Below are 18,397 nucleotides of genomic sequence, written 5' to 3'. Positions count from 1 at the left end.
TTTACCTCGGGCAGGCACCCAGGCGAAGTAGCAACACCGCACATAAATTCTTACACTTTTACCGAAATTTTCCGCTCATCTGCGGCCTGATAATAAGCACCGGAGGCCAGGCAAGGGAGTCGGTCAAAAGCTGGCTCATTCTACGTTAAATAATCCCATAACGGTCACTTAAACATCGCGGTTATGTGAATATTTTTTACCGACCGGGTCAACAGGCTCCGGCACAGCAAATAAATCGCCCTGACCGCCGTGGATCCCGCTTTTCAGCAGGACGGCCCACTCCTCTTTTGTCCTCACTCCGGAGGCAAAAACCAGGGCCTGAGTTCCTTCACATGCACTGAGCAAACTTTGTACAAAAAGCTGGTTTTCCACCCTTTTATCAATATCGCGCACTAACCCCGGGTGAAGCTTGACTCTCTCCACCGGGAAAGTTTTCAGATAAGAGGTGCTGACGACCGACAATCCTGCCTGCGTCACGGCCAGACGACAGCCTAAACCTTGCAATAGTCTGATAGCCGGACGCAGCCGGTCGGTATGTTGACAGAGATCTGCCTCTGCAAGTTCAATCAAAATTCGATTTCGTTGGGTTCTTTCGCACTGAAGCAACGTATCGCGCAGCCAGCGAACAAACGAGCGCTGCAATAATGAATCAACCGTCAGGTGAAATGCCAACGTTTCATCCGGCCAGCGGTTAAGTAACGGAATAATCTGACTTAACATGACCCGGTCAAAGCTCTGAGACAGGCCAAACTGAACCACCAGAGGAATAAATTCTGCGGCCAGCAGTTCCTGTTCTCCGTCAAAGACGCGACGCTGCACTTCCCGGTGGTCAAGCTTGCCGCCTTTTGAGAATGACGGTTTCTGGTATAAACGCGGGCCGCCGCGCGCCAGGGTATTCTCCAGCAAAGTCCGCCAGCGCACGCTTCCCCGGCCCTTTTCCGGCACATTTTTATCGTAGATAAACCAGCTGTTACTTCCCTGGAACGCCGCGTGACGGGTGGCCTGCTCAACCATATCCATGACCTGATCCGGCGTCTGCCCGAAACGGTACGCACTAATGCCGATGTACATCAGTGCGTCGCGGTCGATCAGCGAAGACGTCGGCAACACGCCCAGCGCATTCACCAGCTGAGCCGCCATCACTTCCGCTTCTTTCAGGGTGCGATGCGGCAGCAGCACCGCAAAATCACTGTGGAAATAGCGGGCCAGTAAAGCGTCAACGTGGCGCATAACAAACGTCGATAATAAATTCACCATCGCCGAACGTAGTTCTTCAACCACCGCCTGACCGTGGGTCTCGCGCATCATATCGAAATCAGGTAAACGCAGCAGCATCACCACGCCATGCGCGCCCTTTTCTTCCAGCTGTGTGGCGAGCTGGTTATCAAAGAACAGGCGGTTGCTCAGCCCGGTTTGTGCGTCCTGCTGCGCATACGCGCGTATCAGCGTGTCCACGCGGCTACGCTGTTCACGGGCTTCGTTCAGGTCAGTCAGCAACACATCGATAGCACTGCTGGCAGAATGAGGCCATTCACCAACATCACCGGTCAGACCCTCGCGTTCTCCGCGTAAAATGCGCACTGCGCGGTCTTCCAGTTTTTCCACGCCATCGGTTTCCTGGCGCAGCCAGCGGAAACTGAGCATCAGCATGCCCAGCATCACCAGAATGGCGAGACCAATCGCAAATGTTGAGCGCAGGGAGCGGATATAAGTGCTGATCGGATCGATATAGGACATCTGCAGAGACATCGCATGGTTCTGCATCAGCGGGAAAATTGCCGTCTCGAATTCAGGGATTACGCTGTCCCAGGAACGGCGTAAATTAGGCTTTTCATGATACTCATAAACAGTGGTGTTATTGAGTTTGAGCTCAACATCCGTGATATCAAGCATGCGCATCGCCGGCGGCATCCAGCGTTCGGCTTCCGCAGGGGTATGGGTCAGAAGCGCCTGATCATAGGTCGCCGCCAGCGCCTGAAGATGTTGCTCTGTACTTTGTTTATTGAGATAGAGAAAACTGAAAGTGACGCCCAGCAACATCAACAGCATTGCCAGCGCGACTAACATCGAAATCAGTGCCGATAGTCTGGTAGTAAATCGCATCCCTGTGCCTTACTCGCTACGGTTAGGTGAACACAAACCCGTTGTCTGAGCCTGCTGCGTAAAAACGCCGCTACTATAAAACAGAAAAAGGGAGGGACTGGAGAAATTTACGAAAAAGGATTACTCGCATATTTCGTTATTTCTGCCACATCGGGCACCATTTCATTCCTTTATCAGGCCGAAAAGTGCCCTTTGCATACATTGATAGCATAGCAACGCAAAAAACAATCAATTCAGAATTCTTATGCAAATGGATAAAAATCAGCCAAAGGCGTTTTTTTTAAAATCGGGTATTTGCAGGGTTCATCTCGCAAAACCCCCAATTTCACGCCATGCTCTGTCTATAACCATAAAAATGAACCATATAAAAGAGAATGCCGGAGAATGCTATGTTCAAACCCCGCAAACTAACTGAAGCCGATGTCACACCCGAAGACATCTTCCATGACCGGCGCAAAGTATTACAGGCGCTGGGTATCAGTGCGGCGGCACTGGCCATCCCGCAAGATGCCCGGGCTGATCTGCTTTCCTGGTTTAAAGGCCATGACCGCCCGTCTGCGCCTGCGGGCAAGCCGCTGGATTTCACCAAACCTGCTGCATACCAGAATGATCTGCCGCTGACACCGGAAGATAAGGTTTCCGGTTATAACAATTTCTATGAATTCGGACTGGATAAAGCGGATCCGGCAGCGAATGCCGGGCAACTGGTCACATCGCCATGGACGTTAAAAATAGAAGGTGAAGTCGCTAAACCGATGACGCTGGATATGGACGACATTATGAAGCGTTTCCCGCTCGAGCAGCGGATCTACCGCATGCGTTGCGTCGAAGCCTGGTCAATGGTGGTGCCGTGGGTCGGATTCCAGCTCAGTGAAATACTCAAACTCGCCGAGCCGACCAGCAATGCGCGTTATGTCGCGTTTACCACCTTATATGACCCTGAACATATGCCGGGGCAAAAAGACCGTTTTATCGGCGGCGGGCTGAATTACCCGTACGTTGAAGGACTGCGTATAGATGAAGCGATGAACCCGCTGGCGATGATGACGGTCGGCGTGTATGGCAAGGCACTTCCGCCACAAAACGGCGCGCCCATCCGCCTGACCATTCCGTGGAAGTACGGCTTCAAGGGGATTAAATCCATCGTAAACATCAAATTCACCAAAGATGAGCCGCCGACCACCTGGAACCAGATTGCCTCGAATGAATACGGATTTTACGCCAATGTGAACCCGCAAGTTGATCACCCGCGCTGGTCGCAGGCGACGGAGCGATTTATCGGTTCGGGCGGATTGCTCGACGTGCAGCGTCAGCCCACCTTATTGTTCAACGGTTATGCCGAACAGGTGGCGTCGATGTATCACGGTATGGATTTGCGTAAGTTCTATTAAGGAAGGGGAAGCTTCACCTATGCGTCGTTTAAGCCCTGCAAATATTACCTGGCTGAAGGTGATCATCTATCTTTGCGCCATTTTGCCTTTTTTCTGGATTGTGCTTTCGATTAATCAGGGCTGGTTCAGCGCCGATCCCGCCAAAGATATTCAGCATTTTACCGGTAGGATGACTCTGAAATTTTTACTGGTCACTCTGCTGGTTACGCCTGTCGCACGTTACGGAAAACAGCCGCTGCTGATCCGCACCCGTCGTTTGCTGGGTTTATGGTGTTTCGCGTGGGGAACGCTGCATCTTCTCAGCTATTCCTTCCTTGAACTGGGCATCAGTAATCTTCGCCTGCTCGGCAGTGAACTGATATCACGTCCGTATCTGACGCTCGGTATCATCTGCTGGGTTCTCCTGCTGGCATTGGCCTGCACTTCTCCCATGTGGGCACAGCGCAAATTGGGGTCAAAATGGCAGAAGTTGCACAATTTCATTTATCTGATCGCGGTACTTGCGCCGATCCACTACCTTTGGTCGGTAAAAGTGTTATCCCCGCAACCCGTCATTTACGCATTACTGGCGGTGATCTTGTTGGCATTTCGTTATAAAAAATTCCGCCAGTGGCTGCGATAAGCGGTGGAACTTTTCTGTGTTCTGCCCCTCATAATTCCGGCAATCACCCTCACATTCTCCGGGCGAGGGTTGATTATCTTCGCTGATAAGACCAGTATTTAGCTGCGAATTGCCACGATATCATTATAATGCCCGACCTCATGCCGAAGAGACGGGTCGATTTGCCGCGAAATAGGTGACAAATCGGTGACATCAGGGTATTTTCTACAATCTTTGTCTAATTGCCGGAGATAGGCTCACAATGGCGCATAAGTTTGACATTTTGCTACTGAACGGTCCTAACCTGAATTTGTTAGGCACCCGTGAGCCTGAAACGTACGGACACACCACGCTCAACGATATTGTTAAAGGTTTGGAAGTTCAGGCTGCTGCTGCTGATGTAGCACTCAGCCATCTGCAATCCAACGCAGAACATGTCCTGATTGAACGCATTCATCAGGCACGCGGAAACGTCGATTTTATTCTGATCAATCCCGCGGCCTTTACCCATACCAGCGTGGCGCTGCGCGATGCATTACTGGGGGTGTCGATTCCGTTTATCGAGATTCATCTGTCGAATGTACATGCCCGCGAAGCGTTCCGGCATCATTCCTATCTTTCCGACATCGCAGTGGGCGTTATTTGCGGACTTGGCGCAGATGGCTACCACTTTGCATTACAGGCAGCGGTTAATCGCTTGTCAAAAACCCACTAATTTCTACGCAAAAAGAGTACGGAATCACACCCATGGATATTCGTAAAATTAAAAAACTGATCGAACTGGTTGAAGAATCAGGCATTTCTGAACTGGAAATTTCTGAAGGCGAAGAATCAGTACGTATCAGCCGTGCTGCACCTGCGCAGGCTTATCCAATGATGCAACAGGCTTATGCTATGCCTGTACAACAACAGCCAGGTCTGGCTGCTGCGGTCGCGCCAGCTGCTGCGCCTGCAGAAGCGGCTCCGGCTGCCATCAGCGGTCATATCGTTCGCTCACCGATGGTAGGTACCTTCTACCGTACGCCAAGCCCGGACGCTAAAGCCTTCATCGAAGTGGGTCAGAAAGTGAACGCCGGCGATACCCTGTGTATCGTTGAAGCGATGAAAATGATGAACCAAATCGAAGCAGACAAATCCGGTGTTGTTAAAGCAATTCTGGTAGAAAGCGGCCAACCGGTTGAGTTCGACGAGCCGCTGGTCGTCATCGAATAACGAGGCGTACCATGGTAGATAAAATTGTTATCGCGAACCGCGGCGAGATTGCCCTGCGTATTTTGCGTGCCTGTAAAGAAATGGGCATCAAAACCGTTGCTGTGCACTCCACTGCTGACCGTGACCTGAAACACGTGCTGCTGGCAGACGAAACCGTCTGTATCGGTCCTGCACCTTCAGTAAAAAGCTATCTGAACATCCCTGCCATTATCGCGGCGGCAGAAATCACTGGAGCGGTGGCTATTCACCCTGGCTATGGTTTCCTGTCCGAGAATGCTGATTTTGCAGAGCAGGTTGAGCGTTCTGGTTTTATCTTCATCGGCCCGAAAGCTGAAACTATCCGCCTGATGGGCGACAAAGTTTCTGCGATCCACGCGATGAAAGCGGCTGGCGTACCTTGCGTACCTGGCTCTGATGGCCCGCTGGGCGACGACATGGATCAAAACCGTGCCTTCGCTAAACGCATCGGCTATCCGGTCATCATCAAAGCTTCTGGCGGCGGCGGTGGTCGTGGTATGCGTGTTGTGCGCAGCGACAAAGACCTTGAGCAATCCATCAACATGACCCGTGCGGAAGCCAAAGCGGCTTTCAACAACGACATGGTTTACATGGAAAAATACCTGGAAAACCCACGTCACGTGGAAATTCAGGTACTGGCTGACGGCCAGGGCAATGCGGTTTATCTGGCTGAACGTGACTGCTCTATGCAGCGTCGTCACCAGAAAGTCGTGGAAGAAGCGCCAGCACCGGGCATCACTGAAGAACTGCGTCGTTTCATCGGCGAACGTTGTTCAAAAGCCTGTGTGGATATCGGCTACCGTGGCGCAGGTACTTTCGAGTTCCTGTATGAGAACGGTGAGTTCTTCTTCATCGAAATGAACACCCGTATCCAGGTTGAGCATCCGGTTACCGAGATGATCACTGGTGTGGATTTGATCAAAGAGCAGCTGCGCATTGCGTCCGGCCAGCCACTGTCGATCAAACAAAGCGAAGTGAAAGTCAAAGGCCATGCGGTGGAATGCCGCATTAACGCGGAAGACCCTAACACCTTCCTGCCAAGCCCGGGCAAAATCACGCGTTTCCACGCACCTGGCGGCTTCGGTGTTCGTTGGGAATCGCACATTTACGCAGGCTACACTGTGCCTCCGTACTACGATTCCATGATTGGTAAACTGATCACTTACGGCGAAACCCGTGAAGTGGCGATTGCCCGCATGAAAAATGCACTGGCAGAACTGATCATCGACGGCATCAAAACCAACATTGATCTGCAAATGCGCATTATGGACGACGAGAACTTCCAGCACGGTGGGACTAACATCCACTATCTGGAGAAAAAACTCGGTTTGCAGGAAAAATAATAAGACCGTACCGTCGCGTACATCTTATCAAGGCCGGATATTCCGGCCTTTTTTTCATTTATGGGGAAGTGGAAATGGATCAACGTTTCTTACAAGCCAACCGCGAAGCCCGCTGGGCGTTTGGGCTGACGATTGCCTATCTGCTGGCATGGAGTTTTGCCGCTTATATTCCTGACGATAAACAGGGCATCACCGGCCTGCCGCACTGGTTTGAAATGGCCTGTCTGCTGGTACCGCTGATATTCGTTCTTTTAAGCTGGCTGATGGTTCGCGTGATTTATCGCGATATTCCGCTGGAGGATCATCATGCAGACTGAAGTCTTGTTGCCACTGATTGCCTATCTGCTGCTGGTATTCGGGCTGTCTGTGTATGCCTACACGCGTCGCGAACAGGGCAACTTCCTCACCGAGTATTTCCTCGGTAACCGCTCGATGGGCGGCTTCGTACTGGCCATGACTCTTACCGCTACCTACATCAGCGCCAGTTCGTTTATCGGCGGTCCCGGTGCTGCATACAAGTTTGGCCTTGGCTGGGTGTTGCTGGCGATGATCCAGCTGCCTGCTGTCTGGCTTTCACTGGGCGTGCTGGGCAAAAAATTCGCCATTCTGGCGCGCCGCTATAACGCAGTTACCCTGAATGACATGCTGTTTGCGCGCTACCAGAGCCGCCTGCTGGTCTGGCTGGCAAGTCTGAGCCTGCTGGTGGCATTTCTGGGTGCGATGACCGTGCAGTTCATCGGTGGTGCGCGTCTGCTGGAAACCGCCGCCGGTATCCCTTACGACACCGGTCTGCTGATTTTCGGCATCAGTATCGCGCTGTATACCGCGTTTGGTGGCTTTCGTGCCAGCGTGCTCAATGATGCCATGCAGGGTCTGGTGATGCTTCTGGGCACCATTTTGCTGCTGGTAGCGGTGATCCATGCCGCCGGAGGGCTGCACAGTGCCGTTGATAAACTTCAGCAAATCGACCCGAAACTGGTTTCCGTTCATGGCGGAGATGACGTGCTGTCGCTGCCGTTCATGGCCTCGTTCTGGATTTTAGTGTGCTTTGGCGTGATTGGCCTGCCGCACACTGCCGTGCGTTGTATCTCATACAAAGACAGCAAAGCCGTGCACCGCGGCATTGTGCTGGGCACGATTGTGGTCGCCGTACTGATGTTCGGTATGCATCTGGCTGGCGCACTCGGGCGCGCGGTTTTACCTGATCTTAAAATTCCCGATCAGGTGATCCCGACGCTGATGATCACCGTGCTGCCACCTTACGCCGCCGGGATTTTCCTGGCCGCACCGATGGCTGCCATTATGTCGACCATCAACGCACAGCTTTTACAGTCATCAGCGACTATCGTTAAAGACTTATACCTCGGCATTAAACCGGAGCAGTTAACCAACGAGCGTAAGCTGAAGCGGTTCTCGAGCTGGGCGACCTTTGTGCTGGGATTGCTGGTATTACTGGCCGCATGGCGTCCGCCGGAAATGATTATCTGGCTGAACCTGCTGGCGTTTGGCGGGCTGGAGGCAGTGTTCCTGTGGCCGCTGGTGCTCGGTTTGTACTGGGAGCGCGCCAATGCTGCCGGGGCGCTGAGCTCAATGATTGTTGGCGCAGTTTGTTATACCCTGCTTGCCAGTATCGACCTGCACATCGCCGGTCTGCATCCGATTGTGCCGTCGCTGTTGCTGAGCCTGCTGGCATTTTATGTCGGCAATAAGTTTGGTAAACAGCCACGCGAAACCGTACTCAAGCCGTCCTGACCGGGCGGCACTGATTTTACAGATTGTTAAGAAGAGAATGGCTATGCCTTGGATCCAACTGAAAATTAATACCACCGGTAACGACGCGGAAACGCTGAGCGACGCGCTTATCGAAAGTGGCGCCGTGTCCGTGACTTTCCAGGATACCCACGATAATCCGGTCTTCGAACCGCTGCCGGGCGAAACCCTGCTGTGGGGCGATACCGACGCTATCGGCCTGTACGATGCGGAAACCGACATGGAAGAAGTGGTCGCCATGCTGGAAAACGAACCGCTGCTGGGCAAAGGTTTCGTGCACAAAATCGAACAGCTGGAAGATAAAGACTGGGAACGCGAATGGATGGATAACTTCCACCCGATGCGTTTTGGCGAGCGTCTGTGGATTTGCCCAAGCTGGCGCGATGTGCCGGATCCGAATGCTGTCAACGTGATGCTCGATCCGGGCCTGGCATTTGGCACCGGCACCCATCCGACCACCGCGATGTGTCTGCAATGGCTCGACAGTCTGGATCTGACCGATAAAACGGTGATCGACTTCGGCTGCGGGTCGGGCATTCTGGCGATCGCTGCGCTGAAACTCGGTGCAAAACACGTCGTCGGGATCGACATCGATCCACAGGCGATTCAGGCCAGCCGGGATAACGCCGAGCGTAACGGCGTTTCAGAGCGTCTGTCGTTGTACCTGCCGAAAGACCAGCCAGAGAACCTGTCAGCCGACGTGGTCGTCGCTAATATCCTTGCAGGCCCTCTGCGCGAACTGGCACCGCTTATCAGCGTGCTGCCGGTTGCAGGCGGTCATCTGGGGCTTTCCGGCGTTCTGGCCAGCCAGGCGCAAAGCGTGGCGGATGCCTACAAAGATAAATTTGAACTGGATGCGGTGGCCGAGAAAGAAGAATGGTGCCGCATTACCGGCGTCAAAAAAGCCTGATAGCTGTCACCCGCTCTTTCTTTTTGTGCATAAAGAGCGGGTTTTCCCCCATAAACCTCTTCTGAACTTTTCTTATATTTATCCTGCCGCACCAAACCCTTACACTTCGCATGGTATTTATTACTCAACGAACGAAAGGGATATCTTTTGAAAGGAAAATTGCTGTTTATTGCACTTGCTGCATTTTCAGTGTCTGCGGCTGCGACAGATGCGCCACACTGGTCCTATGACGGCGATGCCGCCCCGCAAAATTGGTCTAAACTCAGCCCGGATTTCCATCTGTGCGAACAGGGCAAAGCACAGTCGCCTATCGATATCAAAGAAGCGTTACCGGTGCATCCCCGCCCGCTTAAACTCAGCTATCAGTTACCGCCGGTGAGTGTCATTAATAACGGCCATAGCGTGCAGGTCAATGTTCAGCAGGGTGATTTTGCCACGCTGGACGGGGATAAATTCGTCCTTCAGCAGTTCCACTTCCATTCCCCGAGCGAAAACACTCTCAACGGTAAATCCTTCCCGATGGAAGCGCACTTTGTGCATATGGATGCTGAGGGTGAAGTTGCGGTGATTGCGGTGATGTTCGAGACCGGTAAGGCCAATCCGGAACTGGAAAAGATCTGGCAACAGATGCCAGAAAAAGCGGGCGAATCAGTCATGCTGAAAGAGAAAGTCAGTCTTGATGGCCTGCTGCCTAAAGATCTCACCCATTACCGCTTCAGCGGATCGCTGACCACCCCGCCGTGCACTGAAGGCGTTCGCTGGCTGGTCGTGAAACAGCCTCAGACGCTGTCTGAAGCGCAACTGGAAAAATTCCAGCATGTTATGCATCATGCAAATAACCGTCCTGTGCAGGGTCTGCATGGCCGCGTGGTGGTCGACGAATAATCTAGCCTGAACCCTGAGACGCAGACAGGGCTTCTGCGTCTCTTACTGTTGCCTTTCTTAGTTTCTGAAAATCAGTCACTTTTTGACCAAAAGACGATCTGCGTCACGGATTTTTGTGGTGATTGCTGCTTAAAACGTCAAATCTGCCCTTAGATTCAACTGATATAACAGGATGTTTCAGAGAGATATTAGGAATTTGCATAAGCGCACAATTTGACCTTCGTCACATAACTCAATGTAAAACCAAGACAAAAAATCTAATTGCTCTGAATTTCACCATTGGCAAGGTATTTTCTTATCCAATTGCTCAAAGTTTGGCCTTTCATATCGCAACGAAAATGCGTAATATACGCGCCCTTGCGGACATCAGTATGGTCATTCCTAGTTCATGCGCATCGGACACCACCAGCTTACAAATTGCCTGATTGCGGCCCCGATGGCCGGTATCACTGACCGACCATTTCGTGCCTTATGTCATGCGATGGGGGCTGGAATGGCAGTATCTGAAATGCTCTCCTCCAATCCGGAGGTGTGGCGGACGGATAAGTCACGTTTGCGCATGGTACATAACGATGAACCGGGGATCCGCGCCGTGCAAATTGCCGGTTGTGACCCCGAAGATATGGCGGCTGCTGCACGAATTAACGTGGAAAGCGGTGCGCAAATCATTGATATCAATATGGGCTGCCCGGCCAAGAAAGTGAACCGCAAACTGGCAGGTTCTGCATTATTGCAGTATCCGGATTTGGTCAAACAAATCCTCACTACCGTAGTGAATGCGGTAGATGTGCCAGTCACGTTGAAAATTCGTACTGGTTGGGCACCGGAACACCGTAACTGTGTACAAATTGCCCAATTGGCTGAAGACTGTGGAATTCAGGCCCTGACTATTCATGGCCGAACCCGTGCCTGTCTCTTCAATGGAGAAGCAGAGTACGACAGTATTCGGACAGTTAAGCAGAGTGTTTCCATTCCGATTATCGCGAATGGCGACATAACTGACCCGCATAAAGCCAGAGCGGTGCTCGACTACACCGGAGCTGATGCTCTGATGATAGGACGTGCCGCTCAGGGGAGACCCTGGATCTTCCGGGAAATCCAGCATTATCTGGACACAGGGGAGCTGTTACCTCCACCGCCTATGGGTGAGGTTCAGCGCTTGTTACTAGGGCACGTACGGGAATTGCACGACTTTTACGGTCAAGGCAAGGGATTTCGTATCGCTCGTAAGCATGTTTCCTGGTATCTCCAGGAGCATGCCCCAAATGACCAGTTTCGGCGCTCCTTCAACGCCATAGAGGATGCCAGCGAACAGCTGGAGGCGTTGGAAGCATATTTCGAAAATCTTGCGTAACAAAAAAGAGCTGACAGAACTATGTTCGAACAACGCGTGAATTCTGACGTACTGACCGTTTCTACCGTTAATTCTCAGGATCAGGTAACCCAAAAACCCCTGCGTGACTCGGTAAAACAAGCACTTAAGGGCTATTTTGCTCAATTGAATGGTCAGGACGTGAATGACCTGTATGAGTTGGTATTGGCTGAAGTTGAACAGCCACTGTTAGACATGGTGATGCAGTATACCCGTGGCAACCAGACTCGTGCGGCCCTGATGATGGGTATCAACCGCGGTACGCTGCGTAAGAAATTGAAAAAATACGGCATGAACTGATACTAATCAGTCGATGTCTTAAAAAGGCGCTTTTCCGCAAGGGGAGCGCCTTTTTGTTTTCTGTTTTTTATATTTACGGATTCTTTAGCAGCAAACCTTTAGCCCAAAATTTGCGCAAAACCTAACCCAGATCAACCCAAATGAGAATAATTCTCCCCTGCATTTCGCGATAAAGCACTACCTTATACAGACAATAAAAACGTCTCCGGGAGTCACACTGATGAAGCCACTTTATCTACGTTTTACCGCGGCAATGAATAAACCTGATCTGGCTATTTTACTGCTGCGTATCACTTACGGTCTGCTGATTTTTCATGGCTGGCATAAGCTGCATGACGGACTGGGCGGTATACAGGGGATGCTGGCAGGTTATGGTATTCCGGCGTTTGTCGCCTACGGCGTAATTATCGGTGAGGTCATCGCCCCGATCATGATGATATTGGGTATCTTCACCCGTCTCGCCGCTCTGTCTGCTGCAGCGACGATGGTCGTGGCCTGGCTGATGGTCGGTATCCACCATACGTTTGCATTGTCACCGGTGGGTGCCTGGGCCATTGAAGACATCGTGTATTACTTCATGGCAGCCATAGTGATCGCGCTGTACGGTAGCGGGCGTTATTCCATTATGAGCAACCCGCTCTACCGCTGATATTCCTTTTTAGCATGTCTGATCCGTCAGGCATGCTGATACCGCATATCGACCATTTTATTTTCCAAAAGCTAATATCTTCTTTACGTAGCGTTTTCGTTTGTCTGTCCAAAAGTAGACGTAAAAAAATGGTAAAGAGTCCGTTTATCGGACAATTTCCCCCTCCGGTTAGATCAAGCAGCATGTTATACTCTGTGCAAGAGTCGTATTCGCTCGCTCAACGCCTACGGACAGCCCTTCAGCTTCGCGATCCCGCCTTTTAAAAGTGTCTTCTTAGAGTAAAAATTGCGTCAACTTGTGTCTTTTCAAAAACGTTTGCCAGCACATGCTGTCCCACTCTATGTCAGACAATCCGTATCGCGAATGAGCCAACTCCTTACGCGTTACCCCGGTTTTTTATGCAGATGATTAGGCTTTTATGACTTCTCCTCGCTTTCGTGCTTCATTTTTACATCCACGTTACTGGCTGACCTGGTTTGGCCTGGGCGTACTGTTCCTGCTGGTTCAGCTGCCTTATCCGGTGTTAAACCGTCTGGGTATCTGGCTTGGCCGAACGTCGATGCGTTTCCTGAAACGCCGCGTGTCAATAACGCGCCGTAACCTGCAATTGTGCTTCCCGGATCTGCCTTCTGATCAGGTTGAAGCCCGCATTGTCAGCAATTTTGAATCCCTCGGTATGGGCTTACTGGAAACCGGCATGGCCTGGTTCTGGTCGGATGCCCGTGTGAAACGCTGGTTTGACGTCAGCGGCCTGCACAACCTGAAAAAGGCGCAGGAAAACAAAAAAGGCGTACTGGTGATTGGCGTGCATTTCATGTCACTGGAACTGGGCGGGCGTGCGATGGGCTTATGTCAGCCGATGATGGCGATGTACCGTCCGCACAACAATAAAGCGATGGAATTTGTGCAGACCTGGGGCCGTATGCGGTCTAACAAGGCGATGCTCGATCGCAAAGATTTACGCGGTATGGTTCACGCTCTGAAAAAAGGCGAAGCGGTCTGGTTTGCGCCGGATCAGGACTACGGCCCGCGCGGCAGCGTCTTTGCGCCCCTGTTTGCCGTCGATCAGGCAGCAACGACCAGCGGCACCTTCATGCTGGCGCGTCTGGCGAAACCGGCGCTGGTCACCGTAGTACTGGTGCGCAAAGCCTTAGGTAAAGGCTATGAGCTGGTGATCCAACCTGAGTTGCAGGATTACCCGATCGATGACGAAATGGCGGCTGCGGCTTACATGAATCACGTTATCGAGAAAGAGATTATGCGTGCGCCCGATCAGTATCTCTGGTTGCACCGCCGCTTTAAAACCCGTCCGGCAGGAACGCCCTCTCTTTATAGATAAGTGCTTTATAGCTAAGTGCCAGACGTGATAAAACGGAAGCCCGATGCAATGCGTCGGGCTTTTTCATTGAACAGCATCCATAAGAGATTTGTAATTTTCATGGCTAAAAAACCTGACGCGACACCTTCCATCTTTGACCATCTCAAAGAGGAAGACAGCTTTGACCTCTGGGGACGCTCCGGCCTCAGCACTGCACTGAACAAAGCCAAACCTAAAGCGCTGGATAACGAGCAGATTGCCGCCGCACGTAAAATGATCCAAGGCGGTAAAGATCAGGCCAAATAACACGTCTGTCTTTCTCTGTTGCACTGATAACGACTCTGCCGTAAATCCCGTTATGTCTGAATATCTCTCAGGCCATCCGGTCTGAGAGATTTACTCATCGTTTTGCCTCATTTTTTTACCCAATATGACACCGCATTTCACTTCCCTTCAAAGACCGCGATCTGCACTCCAATATTGAAATAATCCGCTCCCTTTTAAAGCAGCCACATTGACCGCGCACCGAAACAGGGCAATAAATTTTATACACCTCATCAATGTTACTGAGCAATTCCTCTACGCGACTTGATTGATGGGGTGTTTTCGATGTTGGCACTCCCTTTGCAAAGACAGGTGCAGAGGGCGTTGCCCCATAAACAGACAGGGTGCTCCGGCACTCACACAATAATAATTTTCAATTTTGTCTCACAGGACGCTTAATGAAAAAAATATTGCTCTCAACGCTGATTGCCGCAGCAAGCTTCGTGACACTGGCTGGTCAGGCTCACGCAGGTACCACTCTGGATGCAGTTAAAAAGAAAGGATTTGTTCAATGCGGTATCAGCGATGGCCTGCCAGGCTTCTCTTACGCTGACTCCAAAGGCAAATTCACCGGTATCGACGTTGACCTCTGCCGCGCAGTGGCTGCCGCCGTGTTTGGTGATGCTGAGAAAGTGAAATACACCCCGCTGACCGCAAAAGAGCGTTTCACCGCGCTGCAGTCTGGAGAAGTGGACATCCTGTCACGTAATACTACCTGGACCTCTTCCCGCGATGCGGGCATGGGCATGATTTTCGCCGGCGTAAACTACTACGACGGTATCGGCTTCCTGACTCACCAGAAAGCTGGCCTGAAAAGCGCCAAAGAACTTGATGGCGCCACCGTCTGTCTGCAGGCCGGTACGGATACCGAGCTGAACGTAGCTGACTACTTCAAAGCCAACAAAATGACTTACACCCCGGTCACCTTCGACCGTTCAGACGAAAGCGCCAAAGCGCTGGACTCAGGCCGTTGTGACACCCTGGCCTCTGACCAGTCTCAGCTGTACGCACTGCGTATCAAACTGGGCAAGCCGGATGACTTCATCGTTCTGCCAGAAGTCATTTCTAAAGAACCTCTGGGTCCGGTCGTTCGCCGTGGTGACGAAGACTGGCTGGCTATCGTGCGCTGGTCACTGTTCGCGATGCTGAACGCCGAAGAAATGGGCGTGACGTCTGCCAACGTCGATCAGCTGGCGGCAAACCCGACCACGCCTGACATGAGCAACCTGCTGGGCAAAACCGGCACTTACGGCGCTGATCTGAAAGTGCCTAATGACTGGGTGGTTAAAATCGTTAAACAGGTCGGCAACTACGGCGAAAGCTTCGAACGTAACGTCGGTCAGGGCAGCGAGTTGAAAATCAAACGTGGTCAGAACGCATTGTGGAATAAAGGCGGGATCCAGTACGCCCCACCAGTCCGTTGATCCCGTTTTTTAAATAAGATTTGTTTAAGAAATTGCATACAAAATCCCCAAAGTAATTGGCGTTGCAGCAAGGCAGCAAACGAGTGAATCCCGAGGAGCTTACTCAGGTAAGTGATTCGGGTGAGCACGTGCAGCCAACGCAGCTGCGGCGTCAAGTACGACGGGGATTTCGAGGTCATTACTATGTCGCAACGCCCAACCGTAAAGGCGTCGTTCTCGCTGACCAACCCAGCGGTACGGGCCTGGATTTACCAAATTTTCGCGGTGGTGTTGCTGGTAGCCTGTCTGGGTTACCTGCTCCACAACACCATTACCAATCTGACTACACGAGGGATCACCTCGGGATTTGCGTTTCTTGAAAAGGGTGCCGGTTTCGGCATTGTTCAGCATCTTATCGACTACCAGGAAGGCGACACGTACGCCCGCGTATTTGTTATCGGTCTGCTGAATACGCTGCTGGTTTCCGCGCTGTGTATCGTTTTTGCTTCCATCCTCGGGTTCATTATCGGCTTAGGACGCCTTTCCGATAACTGGCTGATCCGTAAAGTCTCGACGGTCTATATCGAGACGTTCCGTAACATTCCACCGCTGCTGCAAATCTTCTTCTGGTACTTCGCCGTACTGCGCAACCTGCCGGGCCCGCGTCAGAGCCTGAATGCTTTTGACCTGGCTTTCGTGAGTAACCGCGGCCTGTATCTGCCGTCGCCGGAACTGGCGCCGGGCAGTCTGGCGGGATTTATCGCCCTGCTGCTGGCGATTTTTGGCATCGTCGCGCTGCAACGCTACAACCACTTCCGCCAGATCCATACCGGACGCGTCTGGCATATCTGGCCATGGGCGATTGTTATGCTGGTTGTGTTTCCGGCGCTGGCGCACCTGATTTTCGGGCCTGCCCTGCACTGGGATGTGCCTGCGCTGCGCGGTTTTAACTTCCGCGGCGGCATGGTTTTGATCCCGGAACTGGCGGCGTTAACGCTGGCGTTATCGGTGTATACCTCGACGTTTATCGCCGAAGTGATCCGCTCCGGTATTCAGTCTGTTTCGCACGGCCAGCACGAAGCCGCCCGTTCGCTCGGTCTGCCGAATCCGGTCACGCTGCGACAAGTGATTTTGCCGCAGGCGATGCGGGTGATCATCCCCCCGCTGACCAGCCAGTATCTGAACATCGTGAAAAACTCCTCTCTGGCCGCCGCTATCGGTTATCCGGATATGGTGTCGCTGTTCGCCGGTACGGTGCTCAACCAGACCGGTCAGGCGATTGAAACCATTGCTATCACCATGTCGGTTTACCTGATCATCAGTCTGGTGATTTCGTTCCTGATGAATATTTACAACCGGCGTATCGCGCTGGTCGAGCGTTAAGGGAAACCCATGACGATGACAACACTTCCTCCCGGAGTCAGAGCCGTGAAACCCGGAACGCCATTCGGTACCGCCGTGCTCTGGGCGCGTAAAAACCTGTTCTCCAGCTGGTTCAACAGTTTGCTGACGCTGTTTTGTTTATGGCTGATGTGGCTGGTGATCCCTCCGCTGCTGAACTGGGTGATTTTCCAGGCTAACTGGGTCGGCACAGCGCGAACTGACTGCACCAAAGCCGGTGCCTGCTGGGTGTTTATCCACGCGCGTTTCGGCCAGTTTATGTATGGCTTATACCCGTTTGATCAGCGCTGGCGCATCAACGTCACGCTGATTGTCGGCCTGCTGACCCTTGCGCCGATCTTTTTCAAAGCCACGCCACACCGCGGACGTTATATCGCCTGCTGGATGGTGCTGTTCCCGATTTTCACCTGGTTCATGTTGTATGGCGGATTCTTTGGTCTGAGCCGCGTCGAGACCCGCCAGTGGGGCGGCCTGACGCTGACGCTGATTATCGCCGCTGTCGGTATCGCCGGGGCATTGCCGCTGGGAATTATGCTCGCGCTGGCACGTCGTTCACGTCTGCCCATCGTGCGTATTCTGTCGGTGGTTTTCATTGAGTTCTGGCGTGGTGTGCCACTGATCACCGTACTGTTTATGTCCTCGGTGATGCTGCCGCTGTTTATGACCGAAGGGACGAGCATCGACAAACTGGTGCGCGCGCTGGTGGGTGTGGTGCTGTTCCAGTCGGCGTACGTCGCGGAAGTGGTGCGCGGCGGGCTACAGGCGCTGCCGAAAGGCCAGACTGAAGCCGCCGAATCACTGGCGCTGGGTTACTGGAAAACGCAGGGATTAGTCATTCTGCCGCAGGCGCTGAAAATGGTGATACCGGGTCTGGTGAACACCATCATCGCGCTGTTCAAAGATACCAGTCTGGTGATCATCATCGGCCTGTTTGACCTGTTCAGCAGCGTACAGCAAGCCACCGTCGATCCGGAATGGCTGGGCATGTCGACCGAAGGCTACGTCTTCGCCGCCGCCGTTTACTGGATTTTCTGTTTTAGCATGTCGCGTTATAGCCAGCATCTGGAAAGACGCTTTCACACCGGACGTTCCGCACACTGAGGTAAACCATGAGCGACCATCAAGTCACTGAAAACCAAAATATGATGATCACGCTGGAAAACGTGAATAAGTGGTACGGACAATTCCACGTATTGAAAGACATTAATCTGAGCGTCAAACCGCGCGAACGCATCGTCCTTTGCGGCCCTTCCGGTTCAGGGAAATCAACGACCATTCGTTGCATTAACCATCTGGAAGAGCACCAGCAAGGGCGCATCGTGGTGGACGGCACTGAACTGAATGATGATCTGCGCAATATCGAACGCGTACGTACCGAAGTGGGCATGGTGTTCCAG

The 18,397-nt window shown here is 52.3% G+C and carries 19 protein-coding genes; 18 read left to right on the top strand and 1 reads right to left on the bottom strand.

Features of this window, described 5'->3' with window-relative positions:
• Window positions 1-168 precede the first annotated feature (168 nt).
• Window positions 169-2,103, bottom strand: a complete 1,935-nt coding sequence (csrD, locus tag UC15_RS20020; protein WP_112290414.1) for an RNase E specificity factor CsrD — start codon at window positions 2,101-2,103, stop codon at window positions 169-171.
• A gap of 389 nt (window positions 2,104-2,492) precedes the next feature.
• On the opposite strand from csrD, the gene msrP reads away from it, so the two are divergent.
• The 18 genes from msrP to UC15_RS19925 all read left to right on the top strand — a co-directional run.
• Window positions 2,493-3,494: a protein-methionine-sulfoxide reductase catalytic subunit MsrP gene (msrP, locus tag UC15_RS20015; protein ID WP_112290413.1), complete on the top strand. Its 1,002-nt coding sequence runs from the start codon at window positions 2,493-2,495 to the stop codon at window positions 3,492-3,494.
• A 19-nt stretch (window positions 3,495-3,513) separates the two neighbouring features.
• A complete protein-coding gene (gene msrQ / locus UC15_RS20010) occupies window positions 3,514-4,116 on the top strand; it encodes a protein-methionine-sulfoxide reductase heme-binding subunit MsrQ (protein WP_112290411.1) in 603 nt (200 codons plus the stop codon).
• A 241-nt stretch (window positions 4,117-4,357) separates the two neighbouring features.
• Window positions 4,358-4,810: a type II 3-dehydroquinate dehydratase gene (gene aroQ / locus UC15_RS20005; protein ID WP_013577295.1), complete on the top strand. Its 453-nt coding sequence runs from the start codon at window positions 4,358-4,360 to the stop codon at window positions 4,808-4,810.
• A 32-nt stretch (window positions 4,811-4,842) separates the two neighbouring features.
• Window positions 4,843-5,307 carry an acetyl-CoA carboxylase biotin carboxyl carrier protein gene (gene accB, locus UC15_RS20000; RefSeq protein WP_013577296.1) on the top strand — a complete coding sequence of 155 codons (465 nt, stop codon included), beginning with the start codon at window positions 4,843-4,845 and terminating at the stop codon, window positions 5,305-5,307.
• 11 nt (window positions 5,308-5,318) lie between these two features.
• Window positions 5,319-6,668 carry an acetyl-CoA carboxylase biotin carboxylase subunit gene (accC, locus tag UC15_RS19995; RefSeq protein ID WP_112290409.1) on the top strand — a complete coding sequence of 450 codons (1,350 nt, stop codon included), beginning with the start codon at window positions 5,319-5,321 and terminating at the stop codon, window positions 6,666-6,668.
• Window positions 6,669-6,742: 74 nt separating this feature from the next.
• Window positions 6,743-6,985 carry a YhdT family protein gene (locus UC15_RS19990; RefSeq protein ID WP_112290408.1) on the top strand — a complete coding sequence of 81 codons (243 nt, stop codon included), beginning with the start codon at window positions 6,743-6,745 and terminating at the stop codon, window positions 6,983-6,985.
• Window positions 6,975-8,420: a sodium/pantothenate symporter gene (panF, locus tag UC15_RS19985; RefSeq protein ID WP_112290406.1), complete on the top strand. Its 1,446-nt coding sequence runs from the start codon at window positions 6,975-6,977 to the stop codon at window positions 8,418-8,420. Before UC15_RS19990 ends, panF begins: the two co-directional genes overlap by 11 nt.
• 43 nt (window positions 8,421-8,463) lie before the next feature.
• Window positions 8,464-9,348, top strand: a complete 885-nt coding sequence (gene prmA, locus UC15_RS19980; protein WP_112290405.1) for a 50S ribosomal protein L11 methyltransferase — start codon at window positions 8,464-8,466, stop codon at window positions 9,346-9,348.
• 147 nt (window positions 9,349-9,495) lie between these two features.
• Window positions 9,496-10,233 carry a carbonic anhydrase gene (locus UC15_RS19975; protein ID WP_198659743.1) on the top strand — a complete coding sequence of 246 codons (738 nt, stop codon included), beginning with the start codon at window positions 9,496-9,498 and terminating at the stop codon, window positions 10,231-10,233.
• 388 nt (window positions 10,234-10,621) lie between these two features.
• Complete coding sequence (gene dusB, locus UC15_RS19965) at window positions 10,622-11,587, top strand: tRNA dihydrouridine synthase DusB (protein ID WP_112290402.1); 966 nt, start codon at window positions 10,622-10,624, stop codon at window positions 11,585-11,587.
• Between the two features lie 21 nt (window positions 11,588-11,608).
• Complete coding sequence (fis, locus tag UC15_RS19960; RefSeq protein WP_004097144.1) at window positions 11,609-11,905, top strand: DNA-binding transcriptional regulator Fis; 297 nt, start codon at window positions 11,609-11,611, stop codon at window positions 11,903-11,905.
• 220 nt (window positions 11,906-12,125) lie between these two features.
• Complete coding sequence (locus UC15_RS19955; protein WP_112290400.1) at window positions 12,126-12,554, top strand: DoxX family protein; 429 nt, start codon at window positions 12,126-12,128, stop codon at window positions 12,552-12,554.
• Between the two features lie 418 nt (window positions 12,555-12,972).
• Window positions 12,973-13,893 (top strand): kdo(2)-lipid IV(A) palmitoleoyltransferase, encoded by a 921-nt coding sequence (gene lpxP, locus UC15_RS19950; protein WP_112290398.1) that lies wholly within the window; start codon window positions 12,973-12,975, stop codon window positions 13,891-13,893.
• Window positions 13,894-13,992: 99 nt separating this feature from the next.
• Window positions 13,993-14,178: a hypothetical protein gene (locus UC15_RS19945; RefSeq protein WP_112290397.1), complete on the top strand. Its 186-nt coding sequence runs from the start codon at window positions 13,993-13,995 to the stop codon at window positions 14,176-14,178.
• A 416-nt stretch (window positions 14,179-14,594) separates the two neighbouring features.
• The gene (locus UC15_RS19940) at window positions 14,595-15,620 is read left to right on the top strand and encodes an amino acid ABC transporter substrate-binding protein (RefSeq protein ID WP_112290395.1); all 1,026 of its coding nucleotides are present in this window, start codon (window positions 14,595-14,597) and stop codon (window positions 15,618-15,620) included.
• Between the two features lie 183 nt (window positions 15,621-15,803).
• Window positions 15,804-16,982 (top strand): amino acid ABC transporter permease, encoded by a 1,179-nt coding sequence (locus tag UC15_RS19935; protein ID WP_112290394.1) that lies wholly within the window; start codon window positions 15,804-15,806, stop codon window positions 16,980-16,982.
• A 9-nt stretch (window positions 16,983-16,991) separates the two neighbouring features.
• Complete coding sequence (locus tag UC15_RS19930; RefSeq protein ID WP_112290392.1) at window positions 16,992-18,101, top strand: amino acid ABC transporter permease; 1,110 nt, start codon at window positions 16,992-16,994, stop codon at window positions 18,099-18,101.
• Between the two features lie 8 nt (window positions 18,102-18,109).
• The coding region (locus UC15_RS19925) for an ATP-binding cassette domain-containing protein (RefSeq protein WP_157961012.1) at window positions 18,110-18,397 on the top strand (288 nt) is incomplete at its 3' end.

This window comes from Rahnella sp. AN3-3W3, assembly GCF_003263545.1.
GTDB lineage: Bacteria > Pseudomonadota > Gammaproteobacteria > Enterobacterales > Enterobacteriaceae > Rahnella > Rahnella variigena.
Note: the sequence above shows the minus strand (reverse complement) of the source record. Positions and strands in the feature narration are given on the sequence as shown.